This is a genomic window from Planobacterium oryzisoli (assembly GCF_015354315.1).
GTDB lineage: Bacteria > Bacteroidota > Bacteroidia > Flavobacteriales > Weeksellaceae > Planobacterium_A > Planobacterium_A oryzisoli.
Genome location: NZ_JADKYY010000005.1, coordinates 1 through 26,138 on the forward strand (window position 1 = coordinate 1; position 26,138 = coordinate 26,138).

Annotated in this window: 22 protein-coding genes; all 22 read right to left on the reverse strand. The window is 32.5% G+C overall.

Features of this window, described 5'->3' with window-relative positions:
• Nucleotides 1-148 precede the first annotated feature (148 nt).
• The 22 genes from IC612_RS04865 to IC612_RS04970 all read right to left on the reverse strand — a co-directional run bounded on the left by IC612_RS04865 (nt 149) and on the right by IC612_RS04970 (nt 26,130).
• Nucleotides 149-1,561 carry a Coenzyme F420 hydrogenase/dehydrogenase, beta subunit C-terminal domain gene (locus IC612_RS04865; protein WP_194739057.1) on the reverse strand — a complete coding sequence of 471 codons (1,413 nt, stop codon included), beginning with the start codon at nt 1,559-1,561 and terminating at the stop codon, nt 149-151.
• Nucleotides 1,539-2,723, reverse strand: a complete 1,185-nt coding sequence (locus IC612_RS04870) for a glycosyltransferase family 4 protein (RefSeq protein WP_194739058.1) — start codon at nt 2,721-2,723, stop codon at nt 1,539-1,541. The genes IC612_RS04865 and IC612_RS04870 overlap by 23 nt, the downstream gene beginning before the upstream one ends.
• A complete protein-coding gene (locus IC612_RS04875; protein ID WP_194739059.1) occupies nt 2,710-3,864 on the reverse strand; it encodes a polysaccharide pyruvyl transferase family protein in 1,155 nt (384 codons plus the stop codon). The genes IC612_RS04870 and IC612_RS04875 overlap by 14 nt, the downstream gene beginning before the upstream one ends.
• A 49-nt stretch (nt 3,865-3,913) precedes the next feature.
• Nucleotides 3,914-4,717 (reverse strand): hypothetical protein, encoded by an 804-nt coding sequence (locus IC612_RS04880; RefSeq protein WP_194739060.1) that lies wholly within the window; start codon nt 4,715-4,717, stop codon nt 3,914-3,916.
• Nucleotides 4,714-5,946 carry a hypothetical protein gene (locus IC612_RS04885; protein WP_194739061.1) on the reverse strand — a complete coding sequence of 411 codons (1,233 nt, stop codon included), beginning with the start codon at nt 5,944-5,946 and terminating at the stop codon, nt 4,714-4,716. Before IC612_RS04885 ends, IC612_RS04880 begins: the two co-directional genes overlap by 4 nt.
• A gap of 7 nt (nt 5,947-5,953) precedes the next feature.
• Nucleotides 5,954-7,063, reverse strand: coding sequence for a glycosyltransferase (locus IC612_RS04890; protein WP_194739062.1), 1,110 nt, complete (start codon nt 7,061-7,063; stop codon nt 5,954-5,956).
• 6 nt (nt 7,064-7,069) lie between these two features.
• Nucleotides 7,070-7,894: an LbetaH domain-containing protein gene (locus tag IC612_RS04895; protein ID WP_194739063.1), complete on the reverse strand. Its 825-nt coding sequence runs from the start codon at nt 7,892-7,894 to the stop codon at nt 7,070-7,072.
• Nucleotides 7,869-9,359: an oligosaccharide flippase family protein gene (locus tag IC612_RS04900; protein WP_194739064.1), complete on the reverse strand. Its 1,491-nt coding sequence runs from the start codon at nt 9,357-9,359 to the stop codon at nt 7,869-7,871. Before IC612_RS04900 ends, IC612_RS04895 begins: the two co-directional genes overlap by 26 nt.
• A complete protein-coding gene (locus IC612_RS04905) occupies nt 9,359-9,847 on the reverse strand; it encodes a GNAT family N-acetyltransferase (RefSeq protein ID WP_194739065.1) in 489 nt (162 codons plus the stop codon). The genes IC612_RS04900 and IC612_RS04905 overlap by 1 nt, the downstream gene beginning before the upstream one ends.
• A complete protein-coding gene (locus tag IC612_RS04910) occupies nt 9,837-10,922 on the reverse strand; it encodes a DegT/DnrJ/EryC1/StrS family aminotransferase (protein ID WP_194739066.1) in 1,086 nt (361 codons plus the stop codon). The genes IC612_RS04905 and IC612_RS04910 overlap by 11 nt, the downstream gene beginning before the upstream one ends.
• A complete protein-coding gene (locus IC612_RS04915) occupies nt 10,922-12,010 on the reverse strand; it encodes a DegT/DnrJ/EryC1/StrS family aminotransferase (RefSeq protein WP_194739067.1) in 1,089 nt (362 codons plus the stop codon). The genes IC612_RS04910 and IC612_RS04915 overlap by 1 nt, the downstream gene beginning before the upstream one ends.
• Nucleotides 12,011-12,020: 10 nt before the next feature.
• Nucleotides 12,021-13,034: a polysaccharide biosynthesis protein gene (locus tag IC612_RS04920; RefSeq protein WP_194739068.1), complete on the reverse strand. Its 1,014-nt coding sequence runs from the start codon at nt 13,032-13,034 to the stop codon at nt 12,021-12,023.
• Between the two features lie 62 nt (nt 13,035-13,096).
• The gene (locus IC612_RS04925) at nt 13,097-14,512 is read right to left on the reverse strand and encodes a nucleotide sugar dehydrogenase (RefSeq protein WP_228512886.1); all 1,416 of its coding nucleotides are present in this window, start codon (nt 14,510-14,512) and stop codon (nt 13,097-13,099) included.
• Between the two features lie 64 nt (nt 14,513-14,576).
• Nucleotides 14,577-15,578, reverse strand: coding sequence for an SDR family oxidoreductase (locus tag IC612_RS04930; RefSeq protein WP_194739069.1), 1,002 nt, complete (start codon nt 15,576-15,578; stop codon nt 14,577-14,579).
• The gene (locus IC612_RS04935; RefSeq protein WP_194739070.1) at nt 15,579-17,954 is read right to left on the reverse strand and encodes a GumC family protein; all 2,376 of its coding nucleotides are present in this window, start codon (nt 17,952-17,954) and stop codon (nt 15,579-15,581) included.
• 18 nt (nt 17,955-17,972) lie between these two features.
• Nucleotides 17,973-18,794 carry a polysaccharide biosynthesis/export family protein gene (locus IC612_RS04940; RefSeq protein ID WP_194739071.1) on the reverse strand — a complete coding sequence of 274 codons (822 nt, stop codon included), beginning with the start codon at nt 18,792-18,794 and terminating at the stop codon, nt 17,973-17,975.
• Between the two features lie 84 nt (nt 18,795-18,878).
• The gene (locus IC612_RS04945; RefSeq protein ID WP_194739072.1) at nt 18,879-20,816 is read right to left on the reverse strand and encodes a polysaccharide biosynthesis protein; all 1,938 of its coding nucleotides are present in this window, start codon (nt 20,814-20,816) and stop codon (nt 18,879-18,881) included.
• A 227-nt stretch (nt 20,817-21,043) separates the two neighbouring features.
• On the reverse strand, nt 21,044-22,234 hold the full coding sequence (locus tag IC612_RS04950; RefSeq protein ID WP_194739073.1) for a hypothetical protein: 1,191 nt from the start codon (nt 22,232-22,234) through the stop codon (nt 21,044-21,046).
• Between the two features lie 133 nt (nt 22,235-22,367).
• Complete coding sequence (locus IC612_RS04955; RefSeq protein WP_194739074.1) at nt 22,368-22,847, reverse strand: helix-turn-helix domain-containing protein; 480 nt, start codon at nt 22,845-22,847, stop codon at nt 22,368-22,370.
• The gene (locus IC612_RS04960) at nt 22,848-24,521 is read right to left on the reverse strand and encodes a helix-turn-helix domain-containing protein (RefSeq protein WP_194739075.1); all 1,674 of its coding nucleotides are present in this window, start codon (nt 24,519-24,521) and stop codon (nt 22,848-22,850) included. It abuts the gene before it with no gap.
• A gap of 634 nt (nt 24,522-25,155) precedes the next feature.
• The gene (locus tag IC612_RS04965) at nt 25,156-25,659 is read right to left on the reverse strand and encodes a CinA family protein (RefSeq protein WP_194739076.1); all 504 of its coding nucleotides are present in this window, start codon (nt 25,657-25,659) and stop codon (nt 25,156-25,158) included.
• 18 nt (nt 25,660-25,677) lie between these two features.
• On the reverse strand, nt 25,678-26,130 hold the full coding sequence (locus IC612_RS04970; protein WP_194739077.1) for a DUF421 domain-containing protein: 453 nt from the start codon (nt 26,128-26,130) through the stop codon (nt 25,678-25,680).
• Nucleotides 26,131-26,138 lie beyond the last annotated feature (8 nt).

The window sequence follows — 26,138 nt, forward strand, 5'->3', positions numbered from 1 at the left end:
AACTGTCCTTTAATTGGTAGCTTGTTTTTGGAAATCAGTAAAAATTAAAAATTAATAAACTGATATGCAATAAGATAAAAAATAAATAATCTATAACTTAATGTTTATCGGACGAGGATGATTAATAATATAAACAACTTAGTCACTACTATCTTCCTATTTTTCTTTTAATATACATCAGAACTCTTCTTGGCAATCTTGGAGCAAGATCAAAAAAGTTTACAATCCCAAATTCTAAAATATAAGGATCCATAATCTTATGAAATACCTTTAAATCATTTTTTTCAAGTGCTTTTACAAAGGCAACGTGACTTTTCTTTGCGATTTTTTCACGTAAATCATATACTAATTTACGCTTAAATGTAATCTCAAATTCATTTGGCTTAACTCTCTTTGTTGGCACCCAAATTCCTCTTTTTTCTTTCTTCATTAATCTTCGTGATAAGCCATCACGTCTGTGTCTCAACCCTCCAGCTTGTGCAGAGGCTGCTTCTTCAGCAGTAATTGATTCTAAAAAAATTGTATCTTGACCCAACGAATCAGATAATATTTTGTGTAATTCTTGGTTTCTAACCACAATTAATGAGGTTCCTTTTGGATCTTTTACGTATTTTTTCAACCAAGCATCACCAATTGAAATATCCGCAGTTTCAGCTAAAACATCATCACAAAAATCGCAAGGGTTAGGCTTAAAAAAACCGGCTGCATAACCCGTTCCATAAATTTGACTTACATCTCTCGATTCTTGTCTTTTATTTGTAGACCAAACTTTATAAATCTTCTCATTTGCAGGTCTATTATCAAATTTTCCTCTAAAATCAATCTTTGTAAGGCTCTCAGGATGTATTCCTAACTCCCAACCAACAAGTTTTGAGTAATTAGCAGTTTTCATGCCTCCACATACAATACCAATTGTATATTTAATCTTGCTTCGTAATTCAGGATATTGAAGGGACAGCAATCTGATTGCTTTTATATTACAAGGGACACCAGTGATTGCAAACCTTCCCTCCATTGCCTTTATCTTCTTTACAATATTTGCAAGAGTTGACGGGTGATAAGCTGATTTAGAGCCTTTAATTACTGCTTCTGCATCATTAAAAATTGCATAATCGAACAGCAAATCAGTTTGAGATTCATCTTCATTTGCTTGCAACTGAACAAAATAATCTATCTTATTTCTTTTTAATAATTCACATCCAATCCATTTTGCAAATCCTCCTGAACTTCCTTTTTCTCTAAACGAACCTTCTTTTACATATCCTGCATAGCAGGATATAAATTTTCCTATTTCTTTTGTGTATCCAATATTCTTATCAAAGAAAATATCGCTTAATTCATCTTCATTTTTAGAAACTCCAGAAAACGGACATACATCCAAAACTTTTGCAGTACTTATGCTTAGAGCTTCTTTAGAAGCAGTAGCAACAAGCTTTCCATATTTATCCAATTCAATTCTGAAAGGTGAGTCATCAACCAAGGCGCAAACACCACACCCGATACAATAGTCGTTTGAGATAACGGTATCAAATAGTATTTTAGCTTCCATATATTTTTTCATTAATTGATAGTAAGTACAATTGTTTATATGTATTTGCGATATTAACCCAATCAAACTGGTTGAAGTCTAATTGAGCTATATTATCACAGATATTTGTATAATTTTCTATAATTAGTTTAATTTTATTACTAATATCATTTACATTATTTGCATCCACACCATAGCCAACAAAACCATCTGTGAAAAAACCATCAAAACCTTGCCCATTTGAGTAAATAATTGGGATGCCCTGTGACAAAGCTTCTACATAAGCCAAGCCAAATGTTTCACTAAAAGAAGGCATTACAAAAATATCGTATTTAGAAATCTCATTTTGTAATTCTTCTTTACTCATACTTTTTTTCACTGAGATCCAAGAGTTTACATTACAATAGTTATCTATTTCGTTAATGTACTCTTGTGTAGTTCGACGATGTGAAAGACCTTTACCAATAATTGTATATTCAATATTAAATCCTTTTTCGCGTAGTAATCCAATAGCATTTATTGTAGAGTGAATATTTTTATTTTTCTGTATTCCACCACAATATAAGATTTTGACAGGGTTGTCTATTCTATGTGGTTTAACAATATTGTTACTAAAAATAGGATCTACACCATTAGGAATGATTTTTATTTTTTTTATCACAACATCGTAAATATTCTGGGGAATTTGTTTGATAAATTCATCTTTTAATGAAGGAGAAATAAATACGATACTAGATGAATTCAATAAAATTTTATGAAAATAACTTCTTTTATAAAAAAGCTTTTTATAGTAAAAATTAACATCCGTTCCTCTTACTGAAATAATGTAAGGAATTTTATATTTTTTCCAAATTTCATATGCTGCTCCTCCATCTAAACATAAAGTGCTTGCATGAACTAAATTAACACCTGATACGTTCACATTTTTTCTTATTTGATTGAAAATTGTTGAAATTTTCAGAGTATAAAGAAATTTATGAAAGTAGCTTAATGAGGTATTGTAAATGATCTGTGATTTTTTTTCTTTAAAATCTATTCTATGACTGCCAACTCTATATCGATTATCTTTATTAAGTGGAACAAAAATAGTTTGCTGTATAGAAATTTCATCTAATTTTTGAAACATATTTTTAAATACAGCGGTTCCTCCATAACTATTTGCTATGTGAAGGACTTTGATTTTATCTAATATCATTTAGAACTTTTTTTAATTCGTCTATAAATGGATAAAATAACCTTTTTTGGTTCTCTACTGCGGCAATCATCTTTTCCTTTTGAGGCTTTTCAAGATTTTTTTCTAGTTGCAGTATCATATTATCTATTTTTACGTGATTCTGTCTTAAATTAAAATAATTTTCTAAGAGATCTGACCTTGATAAAATGTCTGATATTTTACTCGCTCTGCCATCATAGTCAGAGTTATTATCAAATGAAACAAATGGCAGGTTATTCTTTAGACAAAAAACAGTTCCATGAAATAATTGTGTAACACACCCTGCATATAAACTAAAACCAACCGCCCATTCTTGAGGAGACATATCTGCTATAAAGTAATCAGCGCCGTCATTAGGATAATAAACAGCTAAAAGAAAATATTCTTTCCCAAATTTTTTCTTAATTTCTAAACCTATATTATTATTTTTTGTCATAATTGCAATAATTGGTTTATCTGTCAACTTTTTGAACTTCTTAGCAAGTGAATCTCTGTGAGAAGTGAACTCTAAATTAAAATCCATTAAAAATGTAGGATCACAATTTATATTTGTTTTCAAATCCTTATTTAAGGAGAGTACCTGTCCTTGAGAATAATAGTCTCTTACTCCTATATAGCGATAGTTTTCAAATATTTTTTTTGTGATAGTTTGATCTTCAATTGGTAATTTTGTGTAGTTTGCTCTGTTTGCAGATCCTGCATACGTGAATTTTGGAATAGTAACTTTTTCATTAGGCCAATAAATATTAGGAAAGGGCATCATTCTACTTTTTCCAGCAGTAAGAACCTCATCACTTCCAACAATTATCGCTTTATAATTTTTATTTAAAAAATCACATTGTTTTCCATAGTTACTAGTTGTTATTTTTTTTGATAATTTTAATTGTTTTTGAGCCTTTGAAAAAACAGCAATTTGTTTCATATGCTTTATGAATTCTCCTTTTGGAAGTTTTGATAAAGCTTTCACATAATAAAATAATTTTTTGTAAAAAGGTGTATAATTTACCAATTCCGTTCTTATGTTTACTTCCTTTTCTACAGCATTAGTTAGAGCATAAGCCTGTAGATAAGCACCATAATTAATACTTTCATGAAAGGTAATAACACCTATTTTATTTTTCATAAATCAATTATTTTTGTATAAACTCTGCTTAGAGTTATTTTTTAACTACTTATTTTAATATTCTTATCGTTTCAGACAACTTTGTATTAATATCTAATGTTTCCTTTGCAGGTTCCCAATATATAATTTTTTCCACTCTTTTGTCTTTATACCTGTATTTCTTAATAGAGTTTAAATAAAATTCATATTGTTTTTGTTTCATAATATTACCACCATATTCCTTATTTGAAGGATGTATTCTATACCATACAAAAGGATATACCTTTTTATTTAGTTTTTCAGCATACTCAAAAGCTAAATTTAAATTATCTGTCACATAGTTATGAAAAAAAACATTACTCCGTTGCTTTTCATCATAATTTATATATAATGATGGTGCAAAAACATCTACTTCTTTTAATAATGGATAAAGTTTGCTATAATCACTTTGTCTTTTTTGAGCAAGATTATTGAATTTAAAAGGAATATTATAAATCGCTACCTTTGCATTTGGTCTTAAGGCCTTTACGAGTTTTACCATATTTATTAAGCTATTAATATTCTGATTGTAATTAATATGCGTTATGGGGTTTGACCTTAATTCCTGATAGATTTTATTCTCAATATTTAATATAATATACCCAGAATAATTCTTATCCTTAATGATATTTTCAATACCCGTTCTTAGCAAAACTAAATCAACAATACCTATATTTTGATTATCAAAATTAGAACGTCCTATGTAATAATAATGATCCGTTTGAGATTGGGCAGTAGTTGAATAACGTTGTGATTGTACTATGGGTTTCACATTCTGTGAAAAACAAGAATTTGATATAAATGCAAAAATTAAAATAAATAAATAAACTTTCATTTTAAACTAATTTTTTTAATTAATGGTAATCTACGAGATGAAAGTAGTAACAACAATGAACAAAACCAAAATAAATCATTAGAGTACAAACTCTTCGAAAATAAGCCAAGCAAAAAATATTGCAAAAACAACAATGCTATCCAAGTCAGCTCTGAGTGTTTTTTTATGATATTTATAGAAATCTTAATTCCTTTTATAATCCATAACAATAAAAAAAAACCACCTAATAACCCAGTAGCCATAAATGCTTCAACTATCAGATTATGTGGATAGCTACCTTCTAACCCTCTTTGCTGAATTAGCATAGCATTGCCCCAAAGAGGTCCTTCAACAAAATCCATAAACCCGGCTTCCAGCAATCTACTTCGCGCCGAGTCTTCACCCATCTCAATCGAATAAAGCAAACGCTCTAAGAAATTACTTTTAAAAAAAGTGGCAAAAACTGAAACAATTTCAATAAAGTAGAAGTTAATAATCAATGCAACAAACATTAATAAAAATGCTGATTTTATCTTACCATACCAAAATATTATAAAAAAAGTAAGCACCAAACCTAGTACTAAAAGTGGACTTTTACTAGCTGAAACTACAATACCACTAAAACCAATAAGTACTCCTAAATAATAAATTATTTTTTGGTGAAATTTAACTTTAGTTTTTATCAAATTAAATATAGAAAGAATTACTAAACTAGCCGCATAATGACCATATGATATAAGACCAATACTAATGCCTCCAAGATTCCGTCCTTCAGAAGCAGAACCGGAACGAAATAGTAAAGTAACAAAAACACATAAAAACAGGATTTTATAAACCCACTTTAAAATAAATCCCATATTCAATTCACTAGTCAAAACGATAAAATATACCGAAATTGCAGGTAGAAGAACCACTCCAAAAGCAAATAAAGAATAATGCGAAGCAGTAGTTTCCGGAAAAAGAACTATTGGATTAAAATATAAGTCATGAATAATTCTAATACTATATATAAACCAAAAAAACAAAAAAGCCAACGCAGGATAAATAGATAATTTTACAAATCTTTTGGAGAAAATAGTATTTAGAAAAAAAAACAAAGAAAATACTACAACAAATGCACGATAGACAACTGAAAAACCACCCTCTGTTGTTCCTAAAAAAACAGAAGTTGTAGAGGTTACTAAAAAACCGACTAATAATATAATTACATACCAATTTGCCAGCTTATCTGTAATATTTATGGTCCTCATCCAATTATTATTTTACCGAAGAAATTATATCTACAGCAGAATTCATATCCTTTATATTATTAAATTGTTTCTCTACTCCAATTCTATTTTTTATAAAAACTTGTAACCTGTATAGAAAAATTTTTGTCATTAAAAAATATAAATTCAATGATTTATTAATTTTAAAATTTTTAAATATTTCTTCAGAATGCTTCTTATGAAATACTTTTAAAAATGCATATAAATATTCAAAATTTAAACTTTCAACTGCCTTATAATTTTGAAAAGCTTCCAATGCTTTTATTACCGACTCTGCCCAAATTGTTGGACCTGTCCAATATTTCGGAATTCTATTGTCCCAATTAACCGAAGTATCACTAGGTAAATGTTTTACTTCTTCAATCCTAGCTACATGCTGATGCAACACTCCTGCACCTCCGGTACTTTTTGTACTCTTTCCACTAATAACTACTGGATAATCTGTATATACAAAAGAATCAAGAACCTGTGTTAATGCCACTGCATTTGCCATATCGGGACTTGGTCCAGGAAAAAAAGTTTCTGTTTTTTTATATATTTTATTTAATGTTTCCCTCTTCACAATCCCATGATATAAACATGGTAAGTTTCTCAATACTGCCCCTCCTTTATTTAACGTTTTATTTAATGCGATACTGGTTTTTACAACTTTGAAAGATTGTTTCTTCCATTCTGCATATCTAAGTACCCCTGAAGTATTATCGGATAAAAAGTTTGACTTCTGATCTGGCCAATAATATCTTGGTTTATAAGATTTTAATGCCTTATACCCTTTTTCTTTCATCCACTTTACAACCTCTACAATATTCGGCATTACCCCATCATCATCTCCTATAAAGCAAACATATTCTCCACTGGAATTAAGTACAGCTTTATCAGAATTTTCTATTACTGAAAGATTCTCATGGGAGTGAAAATACTTTAAATTCGCATAAGCTTTCCGTTCTGAAACAAATTTCAACGCCTGCTCATTATTATCACTATTATCTTGTATAACAACCTCTATATCATCATTTAAATTAAATGACAATATCATATCTACAACGCTAAATAAGGTTGTATATCGATTTTTTGTGGGGATAATTATGCTTATTATCATTAAATTTTAATAAAGTTTATAAAAAGATTTGAAATCCATATCTGTTTCAATATAGTCAATGTCAGAAGTCAAATAATTTAAGTCTATTGATTTTTCGCTTAAATTATTTAAAAAATATTCTTTTAATAATGATTCATTTCTATAATTAAATATTTTTCTAAATCCATTTCCTTTGATAACTGCGGGTGACCCAACTAACAATAAACCTTCGTCTTGTTTCGAAAAATCTTTACTGATATAACTGTTTCTTCCTGTTATAGTATACTTTGGGAGTCTAGCGCCCTTACTTAAAACGGTGCCAGCATTAATCCAACAATACTTGTCAATAAAAATTTCATCAAAAATATTATTAATCCTATTGTTTGCATCAATAACAAAGTGTACATTAGTATCCATTAAAACACAATTGGAAACAACTCTTGAATAGTCCCCAATTGTAATCTTAACATTGCTTTTAATAACATTTCCGGAACCAATTGATGTATATTTTCCTATATCAATAACACCTGTCCAGGATGTAATTGTTGTACCACCAGAAATTATAGTTGGACCGTTGAAAATTAACTCATTATTAACAAGCAATTTAACTGGAAGTAAAGAATTAGGAAAATGATCAAAATCTTTCCCAATAATTACTATCCCAAAACTTATCGGATATTTTATTTTTACTTTTCCTCTTAAGCTATATAGTTTTAATCTACCAAAAACTACAATTGGCAACCTGATAGCATCTGAAAATTTCTGTGTTTTAAAATTAATATATAGGGTTTTAATCCAATTAATCTTAAAGATTAATCGAACAATTCTAAACATTTTTTTTATTGCTTCCACGTAGTTTGTTTTTAATAAATCCAACAAATGAGTTTATTTTTAATAGTTTTTTTAGGCGCATCATCACAAATGCAAAACTACCCAATATTATAACAGCACCAAAAACATATTGATATACTTCATTCAGCCTAATTGTAAAGTTTGCAGCTAATGCAAACAATAATACCAATGCAAATGTTATAAAAAAATGTTTATTAAAGCTGATTTTGTACAGCACATAGTTCAATACTTGTACTCCTATAATGTGTATAAGCATATTAATACTAAAAGTAATGCCAAGCCCAAGTATGCCGTAATACTTGTATCCTAAAATATTTAAAATAAGAAATATAGTTTGGAAAAGAAAAACAGAAACTGTAAATACCTTTGCATTGTTTTTAGCTAATAATATCATACCCATTGTTTGCGATCCAGCCTGAAAAATAATACCAAATAAAGCAATATTTACATAATCTACGGTTGCCTCGAAACCTTTAGCATAAAGAATTTCGATAACCAATGGCATTAGAAAAGGTAAAATAACTACTAATGGACAGATTAAAAGCAATGTAATAATCGCCTGCTGATTCACTTCCTGAGTGAGTTTCTCGTTATCATCCTGAATTGCCGAAATTCTCGGGAAATAATCTGTGGTCATCGATGTGAAAATAATTCCGAAATACCCTGAAATAATTTGGAAGCCTGCCTGAAAAAAACCTAAATCATCTACGCTACCGTAATTACTGATAAAAGCACGGATAATATAGCCGGAAAGTGCAACCAAAAAAGAGACCAGCATCATCGCCAGTCCTAAACGAATAAGTTCTGAAGAATTTTCTTTGGTTAATTTTACTTTTTGGGTGGCATGCTGATAATCTATTTTCTTCAGATAAATATTGGTAACGATAAAAGCAATAAATGCTCCTGAAAGTATGATATATACGATACTTTTTTCCTTAAAAAAATAAATTAACGGTATTGAAATTATAAATGAAATTAAAGAACTTAATATGGTGCTGTTGGTAATTAACTTATACTTTCTTAATCCCTGAAGTATAGCAGATTGCCCGTTCTTTAAGATTGTAAAAAACACACAAATACCTAAAAGCACAAACGATAACCAATAAGATGAATCTCCAAAAGACCATTTACTGATCTGATACGAAAGAAGGATAGTAATTATACTACCAATTGCACCGGTAATATAAATAATTTGTGAAACTAACGAAATTGTTTTTTCAACCTCTGATTTATTTCCGGTTCCTTCAGCTTTGGCAATATTTCGAATAGAACTCTTGGAAACCCCTAAGTCCGAAATAGTTGTAATTAATGATAAAGCATTAGTATAAATACCATATAACCCAATACCAGAAGCTCCTACGAGTACTGCAATTAGTTTACTGGTTGCAATATTTATAAGTATAGAAAGAACCCTTAAACTTGCAAATAAACCGGTGGTTTTTAATATAATCTTATATGAGCTCATTAGAATAGGCGATCATTATACTGGAAATCTGATGTAACTCCATCATAATTATATAGCATCGTATATATATCATTATTGCCGGGATACAAATTGTCTATTAATCGCCAATCAACTTTTTTATAAAAATCTACCAATTTTTCTTTACAAAATAAAACTCCCTTTAAGCTGTTCTTATTTAGATAAGAATTTACCTCATTCATTATTATTTTACCATCTCCCCTGCCTTTATATTTTGAACAAACATTTCCTACACCCCAAAAAGGAATCTTGGTTGATTTTTCATCTATATATACTTCTACAAGGTTTAGATAAGCAATAAGTTCATCATTCTGAAATAACATTAAGTGAAGATCATTTTCCATAAGATTTTCACTCATCCACTTCAAATGTTGTTGAGTAGAATAGTCCCATGATTCTTGTTTGATTTTTACAATATCCAACAAAACTTTTTCATCAATGTCGTTATTCCTTATAACTTTAATTTCCATTTCTGTTTCGACTTTTTAGATTAACCCACCAACCTGAAGGAATAGCAACAAATTTTCTCATAAATTCATTGACTCCGGGCAAATCAATTTTATTATTAAAAACAGAATATATGTTATTATTAATGTGGACTCCTGTTGCATAAAATCCACTATCTTTCATTTCATTAATAAATCCGAGCTTATCTTCAGCTAAAACTCCATAAACCCAATAATTCGGAGTACAATTTTCCGATATTGTAAGACTATTCACATCTGTCCTGTTTGAGAAAAAGTCTGTCCAATACCTGGCATTATCTGATTGAATTTTAAATAGCTCATCTAACTTATTCATTTGTTGTAAGCCAATAAACGAATTTACTTCAGACATTGTCGCACCATAACCTTCCATGGTGATATCACAGTCGGGATTAATTTCCCCATTACTCAATCTAAAATTAGATCGATCTATTCCGTAATCTCTTACAAGTTTGGCTTTTTCAAATAAATCCTGATTATTAAAGGCTAGTGCTCCCCCATCTACAGTATTCGGCAATCTAACTGTTTGAAAAGAAAAAACAGTAATATCTGCATCAGTATTACCGGTAAAAACACCTTTATATTTAGTGCCAAAGCCTTCAATACAATCATCTACAACTGGGATTCCAAATTCTTTTCCGATTCTATAAATTTCTTCGAGCTCTCCGGCGTATCCACAAAAAATATTGTTGAATATTGCTTTAGTTTTAGAGGTAATCATATTTCTTAATAGGGAAATATCCATTGTACTGGATTTTGGATCTACATCAATCCATTTGATTGATAATCCTTTCACAGCAAAGGGTTGATTACTTGCAAGACAACTGACGGGGCTTGCAATTATCTCATCGCCTGGTTTTAAATCTAATATTGATAAAACCATTAATAATGCTTGATTATAAGTAGAAGTTGTAAGAATTCTATCATTGCCAAGATAATTTCTTAGTTTATTCTCGAATTCCTTTCCATACCTACCATATGACAGTTGTCCCGAGTGTAGAATTGTCATTAAGTCGCTATCGATACCTTGAGGCATATAAGGTTTAAAAATAGGAATCATTACCAGCCTTCTTTCATTATTGAAATCATTTTATCACAATCTTCTTTAGTAACCCACCATCCACATGGAAGATGAAGCATTTTTTTATAAAAAATATCTAAATTTGGTAGATTTGTTGGGAAATCATTTAGAAAAGTGTGTAAATCATTTCTTTTGTGAAGCTCTGATGCCATTATCCCATTGTCAGCAAACTTTTTAATCAATCGCTCTCTATTTTCTACCTTTACGGTATACAGCCAATAAGAAGGTTCAGAATCGGGATAGTATTCTAATAACTCAACGCCGGGGATATTTCTTAAATTTTCATCGAGGTACTTTCCGTTATATATATAGGCTTGAATTATTTTGTCAATACCTTGTAATTGCACGAGCCCAACACAAGCATTAACATTATTCATATGATACTTATATCCTTGAAACTTTATATCATTTTCTAAGCGTGAGACGCCTTTATCTAAACCAAACCATCTTATTTTTTTTGCCTTTTTATAAAGCTCATCATCTTGGATTTGAAGTGCACCACCATCTATGGTTGTTAAGTGCTTAATCGCTTGAAAAGAGTATACAGTAAATGGAAAATGATTTCCTAGCTTTCTACCTTCATATATAGCACCTAAAGCATGTGCTGCGTCTTCTATGACTGGTAAATTATATTTATCAGAAATTTGCTTAATTGCTTTTATGTTACAAGGAATTCCAGCATAATCCACAAAAATAATTGCCTTTGTTTTGGAATTAATATTATTTTCGATAGAAATGGGACAAATCCCTCCAGTATTTAAATCAACATCTGCCCATCGTATTTTTGCCCCTGTCATTTTAATAGCAACATTTGTTGGCTCAGCGGTTAGAGGTGTTGAAATAACCTCATCTCCTTCTTGAACACCTGCCAATATCAAAGCAATATGTAATGCCGCAGTCCCGGAATTAAGTGAAAGTGTATTACCAGATCCGATATAGCTTTCAAATTCTCTTTCAAACTTTTCAACAACATCTCCTTGCGCTACGTAGCCACTATATAACACCTTTTCCAATTCAGGCATTAATAATTCTCTGCTTGGTATTGATGTTTTAACTAAAGGTAACATAAATTAAAATTTAGGATGCTAATTCTTTTTGTACATAATCTAGAGTCAGAAGTAATTTCTTTAATTCTTCTACATCCAGCCTGTGCGTATTATCAGAATTATATTCGTCAATAGAAAGCTTTGGACCGTCTTGTTGAATATATTTCGTATAGTTAAGGTCTCTAAAATCTGCAGGGATTCGATAAAAATCTCCTAAGTCTTCGGCTTTTGCCATTTCTTCTTTTGAGCAAAGTGTTTCATACATTTTTTCTGCATGTCTTTCTCCAATAATCTTTATTTCATTATCTGCATTAAATAATTCTTTAAGCGCCTGAGCCAAAGTTTCAATCGTTGCAGCAGGGGATTTTTGAACAAAAATATCTCCTGGTTGTCCATTTAAAAATGCAAACATTACCAAATCCACAGAATCTTCTAATGACATCATAAAACGAGTCATATTAGGATTAGTTATTGTTAAAGGTTTTCCTTCTTTAATCTGTTTAATAAATAACGGTATAATAGACCCTCTTGAACACATTACATTTCCATAACGTGTTGAAGTTATTACTGCTTCGTTCATTTTTACTCTAGGATCTCTTGCTTTTGAGACGGCAAGCTTTTCCATCATTGCTTTCGAAATACCCATAGCATTAATAGGATATACCGCTTTATCCGTACTTAAAACAACAACACGTGAAACATTATTTCTTGCCGCTGCTTCCAACACATTTTCCGCTCCCTGTATATTAGTTTGCACAGCTTGCATTGGATAAAACTCACAAGACGGAACTTGCTTAAGTGCTGCAGCATGAAATACAAAATCTACACCTGCCATTGCATGGTTTATATCATCAAAGTTTCGAATATCTCCAATAACAAAGTTTAGTTTGTCATTTTTATATTCAATTCTCATATCTTCCTGTTTCTTCTCATCTCGAGAGAAAATCCGAATTTCTTTCAGTTCTGAATTTAAAAATCCTTTTAACATTGCATTACCGAATGACCCTGTTCCTCCTGTGATTAATAATGTTTTATTTTTAAACATTCTTTTAAATTTAATATTATAATAACTTGTGAAAATATCTGCTGTAACAATTACTGGTCTTGTTATAGGCTATTATCTGCGATACTAAGAACTCCCTTTACATCATACACAACTGCATTTTCCTTCAGGTGGAGGCCGAGGTTGAGATTGAGGAATTCTTTGTGGGCTACGCCGAGGACGATGGCGTCGTACTGGTTGCTGGTTTCTTGTTTCTCGTTGCTGGTGCTTGCCTGCGGCGTTTCCGTCAACCCTTCGACATTGCTCAAGGTGACATTCCCTTCGAGAGCCTCAAGGTGAGACGCTTCGCTCGCAATGACAGACTCGCTCGCAATGACAGGTAAGGTTGAGACACATTCAATGCCATATTCGTGTTTTACTTCTTCAGGATTTGCCCATGGATCGTAAGTGGTGACTTTTATCCCATAGTCTTCCAATGCAGCAATGACATCTACGATTTTGGTATTTCGTACATCCGGGCAGTTTTCCTTAAAAGTAATCCCCAACATCAGCACTTCCGCACCATTCACTGAAATATTTTTCTTAATCATCGTTTTTACAACTTGTGAAGCCACATACTGCCCCATAGAATCGTTGAGTCTTCGGCCTGCTAAAATGATTTCCGGATGATAACCGAATTCCTGTGCTTTCTGAGCCAGATAATAAGGATCTACACCAATGCAGTGTCCGCCTACCAACCCCGGCTTAAACGGGAGAAAATTCCATTTTGTACCGGCCGCTTCCAAAACGGCGCGGGTATCAATTTCCATTAGGTTGAAAATCTTGGCCAATTCGTTTACAAAAGCGATATTGATATCGCGCTGCGAGTTTTCAATTACTTTAGCAGCTTCAGCCACTTTGATGGTTGGTGCCAAATGGGTTCCGGCAGTAATAACAGATTTGTAAATATCATCTACAATTTTACCAACTTCAGGCGTAGAACCTGAAGTTACCTTAAGAATTTTTTCTACGGTATGTTCTTTATCTCCCGGATTAATTCTTTCGGGAGAATAACCCGCAAAGAAATCTTCATTATATTTTAATCCGGAAACTTTCTCGACCACCGGAATACAATCTTCTTCTGTAGCTCCCGGATATACGGTTGATTCATAAATTACAATATCTCCCTTTTTTATTACCTTACCAACAGTTTCACTTGCTTTTATAAGTGGTGTTAATACCGGACGGTTATTTTTATCTACTGGAGTAGGAACAGTTATAATATATATGTTTGAGTCTTTTATATCATTTACATCTGATGAACAAAATAAACCTTTATCCGTTTTAGAAGGATTATTTTTGACTAAACTGGATTGAAGCAATTCATCAGAAACTTCCAGTGTATCATCGTGACCATTATTGAGTTCTGAAACTCTTTTTTCATTGATATCGAATCCTACTACATGATATTTAGTAGCGAAAAGCCTTGCTAAAGGCAGACCAACGTAACCCAGCCCAATTACACTAATTTTGTGATTCATATTAATAATATATTTCTATCAATCTTTTCATTTGATAGTATTAGATTTGCTATAAAAGCAACAATTAAGATTTTATTTCAAGGTTATCCCAATACCACTTCACCGCTTCTTTAAGTCCATCGGAAAATTCATGGGAAGGCTCATAACCCATTAGCTTTTTAGCTTTTTCAATAGAAGCCAATGAATGTGGAACATCTCCTTTACGTATTGATCCATGAAGTATCTCTACATGACCAATCTCTGAATCATATTCCGAAAGAAATCCTTTTAATAACTGAGCCACTTCCTTTATCGTAGTACGGTCTCCCACTGCAGTATTGTACACTTGGTTCAGTGCGTCAGGGTTTTCTACAGTAAGAGCTCTTAAATTCATCTGAATTACATTGTCAATGTAAGTAAAATCTCTTGAGTATGATCCGTCTCCGTTAATCGTTGGCGATTGATGATTCATCAATTGAATTACAAATTTTGGTATTACTGCTGCATATGCACCGTTTGGATCCTGCTTTCTTCCAAATACATTAAAATAACGCAATCCGATTGTATCAAAATCATAGGATTTTTTAAAAACATCAGCATACAACTCATTAACATATTTGGTAATAGCATAAGGCGATAGAGGCTTTCCTATAACGCTTTCAACTTTTGGAAGAGATTCAGAATCTCCATAAGTAGAAGAACTGGCGGCGTAGATAAAACGCTTCACGCCGGCATCCCGCGCTGCTACCAGCATATTCAGAAATCCGCTCACGTTCACCTCATTGCTGGTCACAGGGTCATTGATGGATCGTGGTACAGAACCTAATGCTGCCTGATGAAGAACGAAATCTTTATGTTCACAAGCTTTCTTACAAACTTCAATATCTCGGATATCTCCTTCTACAAGTGTGAAATTTGGACTGTTTTTCAGATTTTCAATATTTTCACGTTTTCCTGTTGAAAAGTTATCCAAACAGGTAACTTTTGATCCTAATTCAAGTAAGGTTTCACATAGATTTGATCCAATGAAACCAGCGCCACCGGTTACTAATATAGATTTATCCTTAAGCTGTTCTTTAAAATTCATTTACAGTCTTTCCTTTAATTTTTCAATAAAGCTTTTTTCTTTAGCGCTGTAACCATATCCATATTTATTACCGTATCCAAAGTGGCTCTTGCTTACATCGTTAATCACAAATCCGACATTCTTGATTTTGCCGGCATTAACCGAATTATTGGCAAAGTCTAACAAAGATTTCTCGGTATAATCTGATCTGGTCACATAAACAGTAGCATCTGCCACATAAGAAATCAGAAATGTATCAGTTACCGGCATCAATGGGGCTGTATCGAAAATGATATAATCGTATTTACCAGTCAATTGTTCAATAAGGGTCTCCATCCGTCCGTTACTTAAAAGCTCTGTAGGATTTGGCGGAATACTTCCAGTATAAATAATATCCAGGAAATTATTATTCTCAGATTTGTGAATTATTTCATTTATAGACATTTCCGCATCATGAAGAAACTCAGTAAAGCCATTTAGGGAACGTTCGTGATTACCATATCGCTGAAACTGCGGGTTTCTGACATCCGCACCAATAAGTATAACTTTGTTACTTGGATTTGCCAAAGTCATCGCCAGGTTCACCGAAATAAAAGTCTTCCCTTCCCCTTTTACTGATGATGTTACAATTACAACCTTTGACTTTTTATTCTTAGGAAGCATGAAATTTAAATTAGTAATCAATATTCTAAATGCTTCCGCCATTGGAGAAAGATCGTTCATTCCAACGATTTCTGACTGCCCTTTTTCAATACTTGGAATTTCTGCCAAAACCGGCGCGTTAACCAACTTGTCAATATCGTGTTTTGATCTAATTTTGTTATTGAATAATTCCCTCAAATAAATTACCGCAAAGGGGAATAGTACTCCTAATAGAAGTGCACCCAAGAGAACAATTGGTTTTTTAGGGGAAACCGGCACTCCAGTACTGAAAGCATGATCAATAACACGGGCTTTATTCCCAGTAATTGCTAAAGAAATAGCCGTTTCTTCTCTTTTCTGTAGTAGTAATAGATAAAGACTTTCTTTTATTTGCTGTTGTCTTTCAATCCCTCTGAACATCTTCTCAATTGCTGGAAGTTTTGAAATCTGCCCACTGACCTTATTCTGTTCACTAATATATTCGTTCCGTGCAAGTTGAAGACCAGTGCGATTCTGGCGTAAACTCTGTAATACAGAATTTTTAAGATTATTAATTTGCTTAGTAACATCCACTACTGTTGGATGTTCGACAGTGGCGGTTTCAATTAAACGGTTCCTTTCCAGAACTAATGCATTGTAGGTTGCAATATTTGCTGCTGCCTGAGGATTAGACAACCCCACATTGGATGGTAAAACCTGATAGGAGCCGGATCTGCTGATATATCCAATCATGGCGTCAGTTAGTTCAAGCTGTGCATCAACTTCAAGTTGTTTCGCTCTTGCTTCCGCGGAAGATTGTAAATTTATTCTGGTTTCAGTTTCAATATCACCAATTTTATTAGATGCTTTAAACTGTTGCTTCTGAGTTTCAACCTGTCCTAGCTCATCTGCAACTTTAGCGATTCGCTCTTCTATAAAAGCCATCGTCTCTTTAGATTCAATCTGTTTGTCATTAACAGCATCTGCATTATAAACTTCAACAAGGGTATTAAGAATTGCTTTGGCTTTTTCAACTTTTGGATAATTCATTGCCAATTCAATAACGGTTGCGTCCTTGTTAATTAGATTAGCATCAATCAAACTCTGAATCTGCGATACCCTAGTCTCTTCTGAAACAATATGAAGTTTAACTTCTTCTATTTTATCTCCATTTCCAGGATTATACTCCGTATTTTTTGTAATTATTAGATTTGCGTATGGAAGACTGATAGTTTTACCATAGGTAGTTTCAATCTTACGAGGCAAATGCTCCGAAAATAATATTAACTTGTCCCCATTAATTTGGAGTGTAATCGGTTCTGAAGGAAAGACACCATCCTTTTTTTCGCTGATGACGTAAACCTGAACAGGATTATCTTCGCCAAATAATTCTGAGCTTCGTACTCTTCCTTCCGACATCACAGTAGTTTGAAGCTGCTTACTATTCACAACCTCTCTAATTAGCTTTTTCGATTTAAATATTTCAATCTCATTGTCGATACTGTTGGTCGCCATTCCTCCCAGTCCTGATAAATCTTGCAATACAGCAAAATCTCCCGCCACAGACGGACTCTTCTTAGCGTCTCGTATTAGAACAGTAGACTTTATACTGTAAGTAGGTTTTGTATATCTAAGATAAACTGCCGAAAAGATTAAAAATAGTATAGCGCTGAATAAAAACCAACGCCAATGACGTATATATGGCTTAATCAGTTCACTAATATGAATTTGATTATTTTCGTCTAACACTTCAGTTATATTAGAATGGTTATCCATGGATAGAAGTCGATGTTATTATTTTCTTACGATTAATGCTATAATTGTAACGACAATTGATGCAATTGATATATAGAGCGCTGAATTAGGATCTCTTTTGGCCAACCTTTCCTGGGTTTTGTTTGGGGTTACATAGATAATATCTCCTTGTTTTAAAAAATAATAAGGTGAATCAATAAATCCAGCATCTGTCAGATCTATTCGTTCTTTGGAAATTAATCCATTAACATTTCGGACAATTAGAATATCATCTCTCTTACCGTAAATAGTGAGGTCGCCTGCCATTCCTATAGCATTAAGAACAGTTGCTGTACCATCTGCGATTGTAAACTGTCCGGGGTTTCTTACTTCTCCAAGAACCGTGATACGGTAATTAGTAATTCTCGCCTGAACATATGGCTCTTTTATATAACGCTTAAGTGATGATGTAATGTATTGTTTTAAATGATCTAAAGACATACCAGCCGCTTCAATTTTCCCCAACACCGGAAAATCGATAAATCCATCTCCATCTATAATATAAGTAGGACCATTTATTGGTTGTGAGTTTGAAATAATGTTTCCTCTTGGAACAGAACTCTCACGAAATTGCTCGGTCGCCGAATAATTCTGGTTGAATACTTTTACAACATCCTGGTCCTGTGCAGAAACCAAAATAATTAGCCGATCTCCAGGCTGTAGCAAATTAACATACTGCTTTTTTGACACCTCTATCGCAACATCTTCTATATTCTTCATATATGCCAACTCATTCTGCTCAGATCTGTTTTTTTCAAAAACTGAACATGACGTGAGTAAAAGAAAAGCTATTATAGAAGTAAATGTTTTATATAATTTCATAAAAATCGCTTGGTTTACAAATATATCGAAAAGATCATATTGATATGGAGCGCACTTGTGATTTTAAATTTAAATATAGTGGAACTAATCAAGTACTTCATATATGGAGTTATTACTAACGTACTCAGGAACAATTTGTTTCAAAATTTTCACAACTTCCATTTTGTTCGACTTTCCTGCTGCCTCTAAGAGTTGTTCAACGAGTACTCTAATACTATCATAGGCCACGGTAGGATCTTCAGAAATCATAATTTTCTCGTGATGTGTAGCCAAAGACTTAGCACCATCAGTAAGGAGTTCTTCATAGAGCTTCTCTCCGGAACGTAGACCGGTAAATATGATTTTGATGTCGACATTAGGTTCAAATCCAGATAACTTTATCATTCTCTTCGCAAGATCTAGAATCTTCACGGGCTCACCCATATCAAACACAAACACTTCACCACCTTTTCCCATCGCCCCAGCCTCCAGCACAAGTTCACAAGCTTCAGGTATGGTCATAAAGTAGCGTACTATTTCAGGATGAGTGATTGTGACAGGGCCACCCCCTTCAATTTGCTTTCTGAACAAAGGTATCACAGATCCATTTGAACCTAGAACATTACCAAAACGTGTGGTTATAAATTTAGTAACGTTTCCTTCCACATTTTGCATAGACTGGACAAATAATTCTGCTGCTCTTTTGGTCGCTCCCATCACATTTGTGGGATTCACAGCTTTATCCGTTGAAACCATAACGAATCGTTCAACAGAATACTTACTAGATAGACAGGCTAAATTCTTGCTACCCGATATATTTGTCATAACCGCTTCCTGGGGATTATCTTCAACAAGAGGTACGTGTTTGTAGGCTGCCGCATGATACACTACAGAAAATTTATACTCTTTAAACAAACACTCTAAACGTAACAAATTCCTCACATCTAGAAGTACAAACTTAAATTCTATATATGGAAAATTTTTACGGACTTCCAACTCAATTTCATACAAAGGTGTTTCTGCCTGATCTAAGACCACTATCAATTTAGGATTAAATTGAGCTACTTGCCTTACAATCTCGCTTCCAATAGAGCCTGCTCCTCCGGTGATCAAAACTGTCTTGCCTTGATGATGGGTTTTAATCTTATTGTTTTCAATCACAATTGGACGTCGATTTAATAAATCCTCAATTTGCAAATTCTTAATAGAAGAACTTAAATCACTTTCACGAAGCTTCTGCACTGTAGGGGCTTTAAATATCTTTATGTCTTTTGAAAGAAATAAACTAACCCAATCGTTCATTTCTTGTCTACTCATCATTTCCTTAATTATGAGTACCCCTTCATAACCTAAGTCCTCCTTAGTATTGTTCTCAACCTTCTGTTTAGAATAAATAGGCTTTCCAAGTAAACGCACTTTTTTAGAGTCCTGACGCTCGGTGATAAATCCCACAACCTGGTAAGGCAAATGGGAATTATCCAATATAACACTACCAATTGCTACGGCCTGCTCGTCTATCCCTAGAATAAGTATTCTCTTTTTTAAAGAGCTCCTTCGAAACTCTTTAACTATGTTGAAAAATTCTTTAACGAGTAACCTAAACATGAACAGAAAAGTAAAGGAAACACTAAAATACACCAGTAAAACCGGTGTTCTTATAAGTTTGAAAGAAAATACAGCTGCATTTAATAAGTTTAACAGTTCTAAAGAAACTACTGTAAAAAAGCTAGCTAATAATAATTTAAATAAATCAAAAAACGTCGAATGACGAATTATTCCAGAGAATGTTTTAAAAATGTACATAAAAAGTACATTGACACATAAAATGAGAAGATACTTCTGAGCAAATGAAATAGTATTTAAAGGACTTACACCTAAACCTAAAACAATCTCATAGGAGATAAAAATAGAAATTAAAATAATGACAATATCTATAAAGAGTATAATCCATCTAGGTAAATACCTAAGTTCAGATATACTAACTATATTATCACCAAAATATATTTTGTTAAGTGCCTTTTTCAGCGAACTTATTCTACTCATCTTTAGAATACAAAAGACTTTTAATCTATTATTGTTCCACTATGAACCTCCTGCTATAAATACTTTTAATCAGCTACAAAAGTATGTCTTTATATAGTATCTCGCAATAAAATTTTAGCAATACATAAAGACTACACACCTTAAACATAGCAACAAATTAGATTTTAATGAAAAACCGCGACAAATGTAATGATTTCCTTTATAGAAAATTTGTTCAAATTTGTTCATTACTTAATAACAAGCCTGTGCGCCATTTTTGAAAATATTTGATAGTTGGTTTTCTGTACCAGGGAAGTTGTATTCTCATCTAAAAAACCACTTGCTTTACTTGCAAAGGATGAAATAATACATTCTAAATGCTTATTATAATCATGGTACAAAAAATCATTTTCATCGGGTACTGCTTCTACATCAATAAATATTTTATTGTGTTTTAGCACATTTATGAGATTAATAGTATCCATAACAAATGATCTATTTATACCATAATAATGCAGGCTATTAGTTACATCATGTAGTCCGTCCAAATGAAATTCTTCAATAAGTTTGTATGCAGCAGAAATGTCTCCAAATAGAATAATAGTATTTGCTAAGAACAGTTTTAGTTCTTGCCTTTGAAAATCAGAGTTTACATTTTCTTTCAACTCTAGGAGGTACTTCTCTAAAAGTTGATTGTATTCTTTAAAATCTCCATTTTCAAACGCCCTAATTAGCTTGAGACTAGTATAGCGCATTTCGTGAAAAGGCATAAAGATACGGAGTTTGCGGTAGTCATTATATGTTTTTTCCCATTCGGACTCAGTCGGTTTGTACTTTACATTTCCACAACTTAAAAAATCACCTAAAAGCAAAAAATTTAGTTGTGAAAGACGTACAATCGGGTTTGTAGTCGAATCCGCTTTCTGTCTAATTATTTTGCGGTAATAATCTTGAGCGAACAGGTTATAATTTGGTATCCAAGCATAAATGTAATCTGTGGCCCAATTATTTTGTGAATACTGATGGTGGAAATATACTAATGTGTCTTTCGATTTGTAGATAATCTTCGCGTATCCATTAAAAGTATCTGTAATAGCAGTATCCCTATAATAATCTATATCATGCTTTTGTCCAGCTTCAAAAAATACCGACATATTTCTTATATACTCCATGTCCTTTTCAAGGTTGGATTCTGTATTTTCAGAATAATCCTTATAAAAATGTTCCCAATCAAGATACCCACAGTACTTAGCAAGCAAGCTTAGAGTAGAATAGCTTAATGAGTTACCTCCAGAAATTTTTCCAAAAAAACGACGTAGAGTTTGTACGCTAAGCCCTGTATCTAGTGCTAACTGCTGTAAACTCTTTAGTGATCCAACGGGACTATTGAACCTACTTTTAACCTTTTCTTGTAGAGAATGGATTGCTTTTGTACTCATGAAAACTAACCTCGTGTTTACTTCTTTATATTATAAAGCAAAAATAAGGCAATGTCTTAAATTAATCTAATCCACAAAAGCCAATTTAAAAAAATATATAATAATAAAATTCATAACAACGAAATACATTTCATTATTCCGACCAAGAATTTTGTAAATCATATTTACTAATAAAATCCTTTACCGAATATCCTGAATACTTAACAAAGTACTTGCTGAAATTCTGCCGGGAAGCCATTCCCGCTTCTTCCCCTAAAGCATCTACAGTATAGTTCATATACTTTCTATCCGAAAGCATAAGGGTTTTAATATATTCAATCCTTAATTTATTTATGTAATTGGTAAAAGATAGTTCTTTTTCCTTATTAATCACGTGCGAAAGATGCGAACTATTAGTTTTAAATTCCTTTGCGAGAAATGACAAAGAAATATCCTTCTTTAGAAATTGCTTATCGATTTCAAAAATCCTTAGTTTGTCCAAAAGATCCATTCGAATAGTGTCCGAAATAGGAGCTGGTTCATTCTTACTAGATTCTAAATATTTCGTAGTAGATAGTTGTTTCTTATTGTGCCTTTTTTTCTTTTGAATATACCCAAGCCCAATAAATAGCATTTAATTTTGTAAAATATTAACTTCTACCGAACATTTTTTGACTTCTTGAATAAATTCCGACGGGGTGCTACCATTAAAGCTTTGAAACTGCTTAGTGAAAGACTGCCTTGATACAATACCACACTCTTTAGCTAATGCTTCCACTGTATAGTTCCTATACTTCGAATCCGTAGAGATCAAGTTGGTTATATACTTTATTCTTAATTCATTTATATAAGCTGAGAATCTAACATTCTTTTTGGAATTTATCACATAAGACAAATGTGCAGTATTACTATTAAATTGAGCTGCTAGGCTATTCAAAGATAAATCTTTGTCGAGATACCCCGCCCCTTTTTCAAATAAATCAAGTTTCTTTAAAATATCCTCAATGATTTCTATTGACATTTTATTTTTTCTCTTTTCAGTGGATACATCTTTTAAACTATCGCTTGATGTTACTAATTCAGCAAGGTCGTAATATTTATCTTTAGGTATATGCCATTCTTTAATATGATTATTTACACCAAGGTACAGCACGATAAATAGTAAGAAAGCATTTCTCCATAAAGGTTCACCTTTAATTGAAATTGATTTTTGTGAAGTTGAATGATATAGCTTTGTAAATATCAACTTGGAAATTTTATTATTGGAACTATTTAGCCGCTTATCAATCTCAAGACTTTTAGTAAGAAAACGAACCTTATCCTTTTCGGAGATATCGTTTAAGTTTAACAGCTCTTTGTAGGCAAGGTAAGTTTCGTTTACCGCAGTAGCGTGGATATTATAAAGTGAATCAATCTCATTTAATTTTTGTTTTCCTTTTAAATCCTGACCGGTCTTTAAATAAAAATTTCCTAAATAATAAGTACTAGAAATAACCCCTCTTTTATTTCCCTGTTTTCTATAAATTTGATTAGCAGATGTAATATACTGATAGGATTGAGGGTACATTTTTAAATACAAGTAATTAATGCCCAATAACTCATTATAGCGCGCCCGTTCCAGCGCATCATTCACACCGTCCTCTAAGTGAGTTATTCCTTGTTTTATTATACTTGAAGATTTTTGGCATAATGACAACTTGGAATAGCAGGAGGCCAGTTGATATACTGAATTGATATAGCCCTTTCGGTGGTTTTCAAAAATCGCAGAATACTGTGGCTCCATTAATTGCGATTTATAATACTTAGCAGCACTTTCAAATAATTTAATAGCTTCCTCATTATACCCTAAATGCTGATATACTACTCCTATATGATAACGCGTTTTATGGTATAAATATAAATCTTCCTGTTCTAAAAGGTTATATGCCTCGTTAGAGCGTATTAAATCGTTCACCGCCTTTTGGAAATTACCAAAATCTCTGTAATAGATAATTGCTCTATTTAGATATGCTGTTGCAATTAGTAATTTATCATTAGAATTTTTCGCACTTAGTACGCTTTGTGTTGCAAATTTAATCTTGCAGGATAAGTTTGTAGAATATACTGACGCATCTTCATAAACATACGTGAGATGGTAGTAATTTTTTGCATACTGACCTTCTTTTATACTTAAATTAAGGCTTTCAATAATTTGGTCTGGATATGCTGCTTGTGAGTACTTTTTTTCGTAAAACGAATATCCTTTAATTGTTTGAGAATATAATGTCCCTTTTAATAATACGAGCGCAGCAAACAGCAATGTCTTCATAAAGTACAATAATATCACGAATACATCTCAATTTATAATAATTTTTTATTGAGATTTTCATTTCATTATTAAATATACTTAAAATATGGTGTAATTTATAAATCCAGTCATATTTATAATAATTCACTCCATATCAATCTTGTTAACTACTAAATAAGAATGTTTCTTTGATGTAATAATAATTTAAAAAACTTATATAACCATGAAAAACTCTGTTACATTATTCATTTATGCTTTAATGCTCTTGAATCTATTTTCCTGTAGATCTGATTTTTCCGATTCCCTTGAAACTTCGTCAAATGGAATTATAAAAAACGACTACAAATTAGAATTTGACCAGAAAAAAGATACTGTAAAACTACCACCCCGGAAAGATCGTCAAGACTGGCTAATGCAACCTTAATCCATTATTTTATGCAAAAGACTTTCATTTACACAATAAAATCGAGGGCACTTCCAATAGTAATTCAATCTGGAAAACCCTGTCCATACAATGGTCTGGTTCTAAAAGATAGTAAGCGAAGTAGAAAAAAGCATTTAAATAAGCTCTCCTACATAGACTTTACTTTTAGATACTTTTAAGAAGTAATTATATTATTTTATTTTATAGTTAATAGGCAGCCCGATCGGCTGCCTATTCTTTTGGATTTTTTTTTAACTCAGTCAATAAATACTCTAATACTTTCCTAGTGTAAATGGTTTGATCTTCATTTTGAAGCAATTCTGAATCACCTTTAATTCGCTTGGACACCATTTGCCCTTCCTTAAAATAGAATGCTACATAAGCATAACACGAATCAATCCCTTGCTCGGTAACCTCTCGTGCGTAGCCGGTAATTGCAACACCTATCTCCGAATTAAACATTTGTGCTACTTCCTTAGCCATTTTTTCAGCAATAGATTTAGAAACTGCATTACACGATTCCGCTTCTATGGGATTTACATGGAGCTGCTTTGCTTTCTGGCCAATATTGTACACAGTAAGACCTCCTTGGAAAAACGACATAGAATCTGTCGCCTGAGATAACGCATTCTGCATTAAACCTGCCGTACAACTCTCGGCCACCGCAACACTAAGTCCGTAGGAAATCATAATATTAGCAAGTTTTTGTAAAGGCTTAAATTCTGAAAAATCCATTTCTTATCTTATTTTGATTCAATGTGTTGCCAGCTTAATCTCGGAAAGGTCTTCTATACCCTCTTCTCGCATACTTGCCTGGAGCTCGTCTTTAGTTAATAGCTCTTTTCGCATATTTTTAAGAAGGAGTTTCCCCTCCCTCACAATAGGAACTGGAGGATGCTGCAAAATTCTTTCAATAAATTTATAGTGGTAACTAAGCTGATTGACTCCGTAATTGCATGCGATAAACACTAGGATAATAAGTATTCCATCTCCTAAACTTTTAAAATCCCCTAACGCATTGGACGCCGCTTCCGCAATAAGTAATATAAAAACCAAATCCATGGCCCCAAGTTCCCCCATAGTCCTTCGAGGAAGAATACGCAGTATAAAAAGGACAAAGAAATAAAGAACTACTGCGCGGAGAAGAATCTCCCAAAAAGACATTTCGGGAGTAAATATTTCGGCAAAGTTAAAAGAAGTGTCCATAACAGAGC

Bases quoted from the DNA above. Each gene is read 5' to 3' on its own strand.
- IC612_RS04865 (WP_194739057.1), bottom strand. From the start codon at position 1,561: ATGAAAAAATATATGGAAGCTAAAATACTATTTGATACCGTTATCTCA.
- IC612_RS04870 (WP_194739058.1), bottom strand. From the start codon at position 2,723: ATGATATTAGATAAAATCAAAGTCCTTCACATAGCAAATAGTTATGGA.
- IC612_RS04875 (WP_194739059.1), bottom strand. From the start codon at position 3,864: ATGAAAAATAAAATAGGTGTTATTACCTTTCATGAAAGTATTAATTAT.
- IC612_RS04880 (WP_194739060.1), bottom strand. From the start codon at position 4,717: ATGAAAGTTTATTTATTTATTTTAATTTTTGCATTTATATCAAATTCT.
- IC612_RS04885 (WP_194739061.1), bottom strand. From the start codon at position 5,946: ATGAGGACCATAAATATTACAGATAAGCTGGCAAATTGGTATGTAATT.
- IC612_RS04890 (WP_194739062.1), bottom strand. From the start codon at position 7,063: ATGATAATAAGCATAATTATCCCCACAAAAAATCGATATACAACCTTA.
- IC612_RS04900 (WP_194739064.1), bottom strand. From the start codon at position 9,359: ATGAGCTCATATAAGATTATATTAAAAACCACCGGTTTATTTGCAAGT.
- IC612_RS04905 (WP_194739065.1), bottom strand. From the start codon at position 9,847: ATGGAAATTAAAGTTATAAGGAATAACGACATTGATGAAAAAGTTTTG.
- IC612_RS04910 (WP_194739066.1), bottom strand. From the start codon at position 10,922: ATGATTCCTATTTTTAAACCTTATATGCCTCAAGGTATCGATAGCGAC.
- IC612_RS04915 (WP_194739067.1), bottom strand. From the start codon at position 12,010: ATGTTACCTTTAGTTAAAACATCAATACCAAGCAGAGAATTATTAATG.
- IC612_RS04920 (WP_194739068.1), bottom strand. From the start codon at position 13,034: ATGTTTAAAAATAAAACATTATTAATCACAGGAGGAACAGGGTCATTC.
- IC612_RS04925 (WP_228512886.1), bottom strand. From the start codon at position 14,512: ATGAATCACAAAATTAGTGTAATTGGGCTGGGTTACGTTGGTCTGCCT.
- IC612_RS04930 (WP_194739069.1), bottom strand. From the start codon at position 15,578: ATGAATTTTAAAGAACAGCTTAAGGATAAATCTATATTAGTAACCGGT.
- IC612_RS04935 (WP_194739070.1), bottom strand. From the start codon at position 17,954: ATGGATAACCATTCTAATATAACTGAAGTGTTAGACGAAAATAATCAA.
- IC612_RS04940 (WP_194739071.1), bottom strand. From the start codon at position 18,794: ATGAAATTATATAAAACATTTACTTCTATAATAGCTTTTCTTTTACTC.
- IC612_RS04945 (WP_194739072.1), bottom strand. From the start codon at position 20,816: ATGAGTAGAATAAGTTCGCTGAAAAAGGCACTTAACAAAATATATTTT.
- IC612_RS04950 (WP_194739073.1), bottom strand. From the start codon at position 22,234: ATGAGTACAAAAGCAATCCATTCTCTACAAGAAAAGGTTAAAAGTAGG.
- IC612_RS04955 (WP_194739074.1), bottom strand. From the start codon at position 22,847: ATGCTATTTATTGGGCTTGGGTATATTCAAAAGAAAAAAAGGCACAAT.
- IC612_RS04960 (WP_194739075.1), bottom strand. From the start codon at position 24,521: ATGAAGACATTGCTGTTTGCTGCGCTCGTATTATTAAAAGGGACATTA.
- IC612_RS04965 (WP_194739076.1), bottom strand. From the start codon at position 25,659: ATGGATTTTTCAGAATTTAAGCCTTTACAAAAACTTGCTAATATTATG.
- IC612_RS04970 (WP_194739077.1), bottom strand. From the start codon at position 26,130: ATGGACACTTCTTTTAACTTTGCCGAAATATTTACTCCCGAAATGTCT.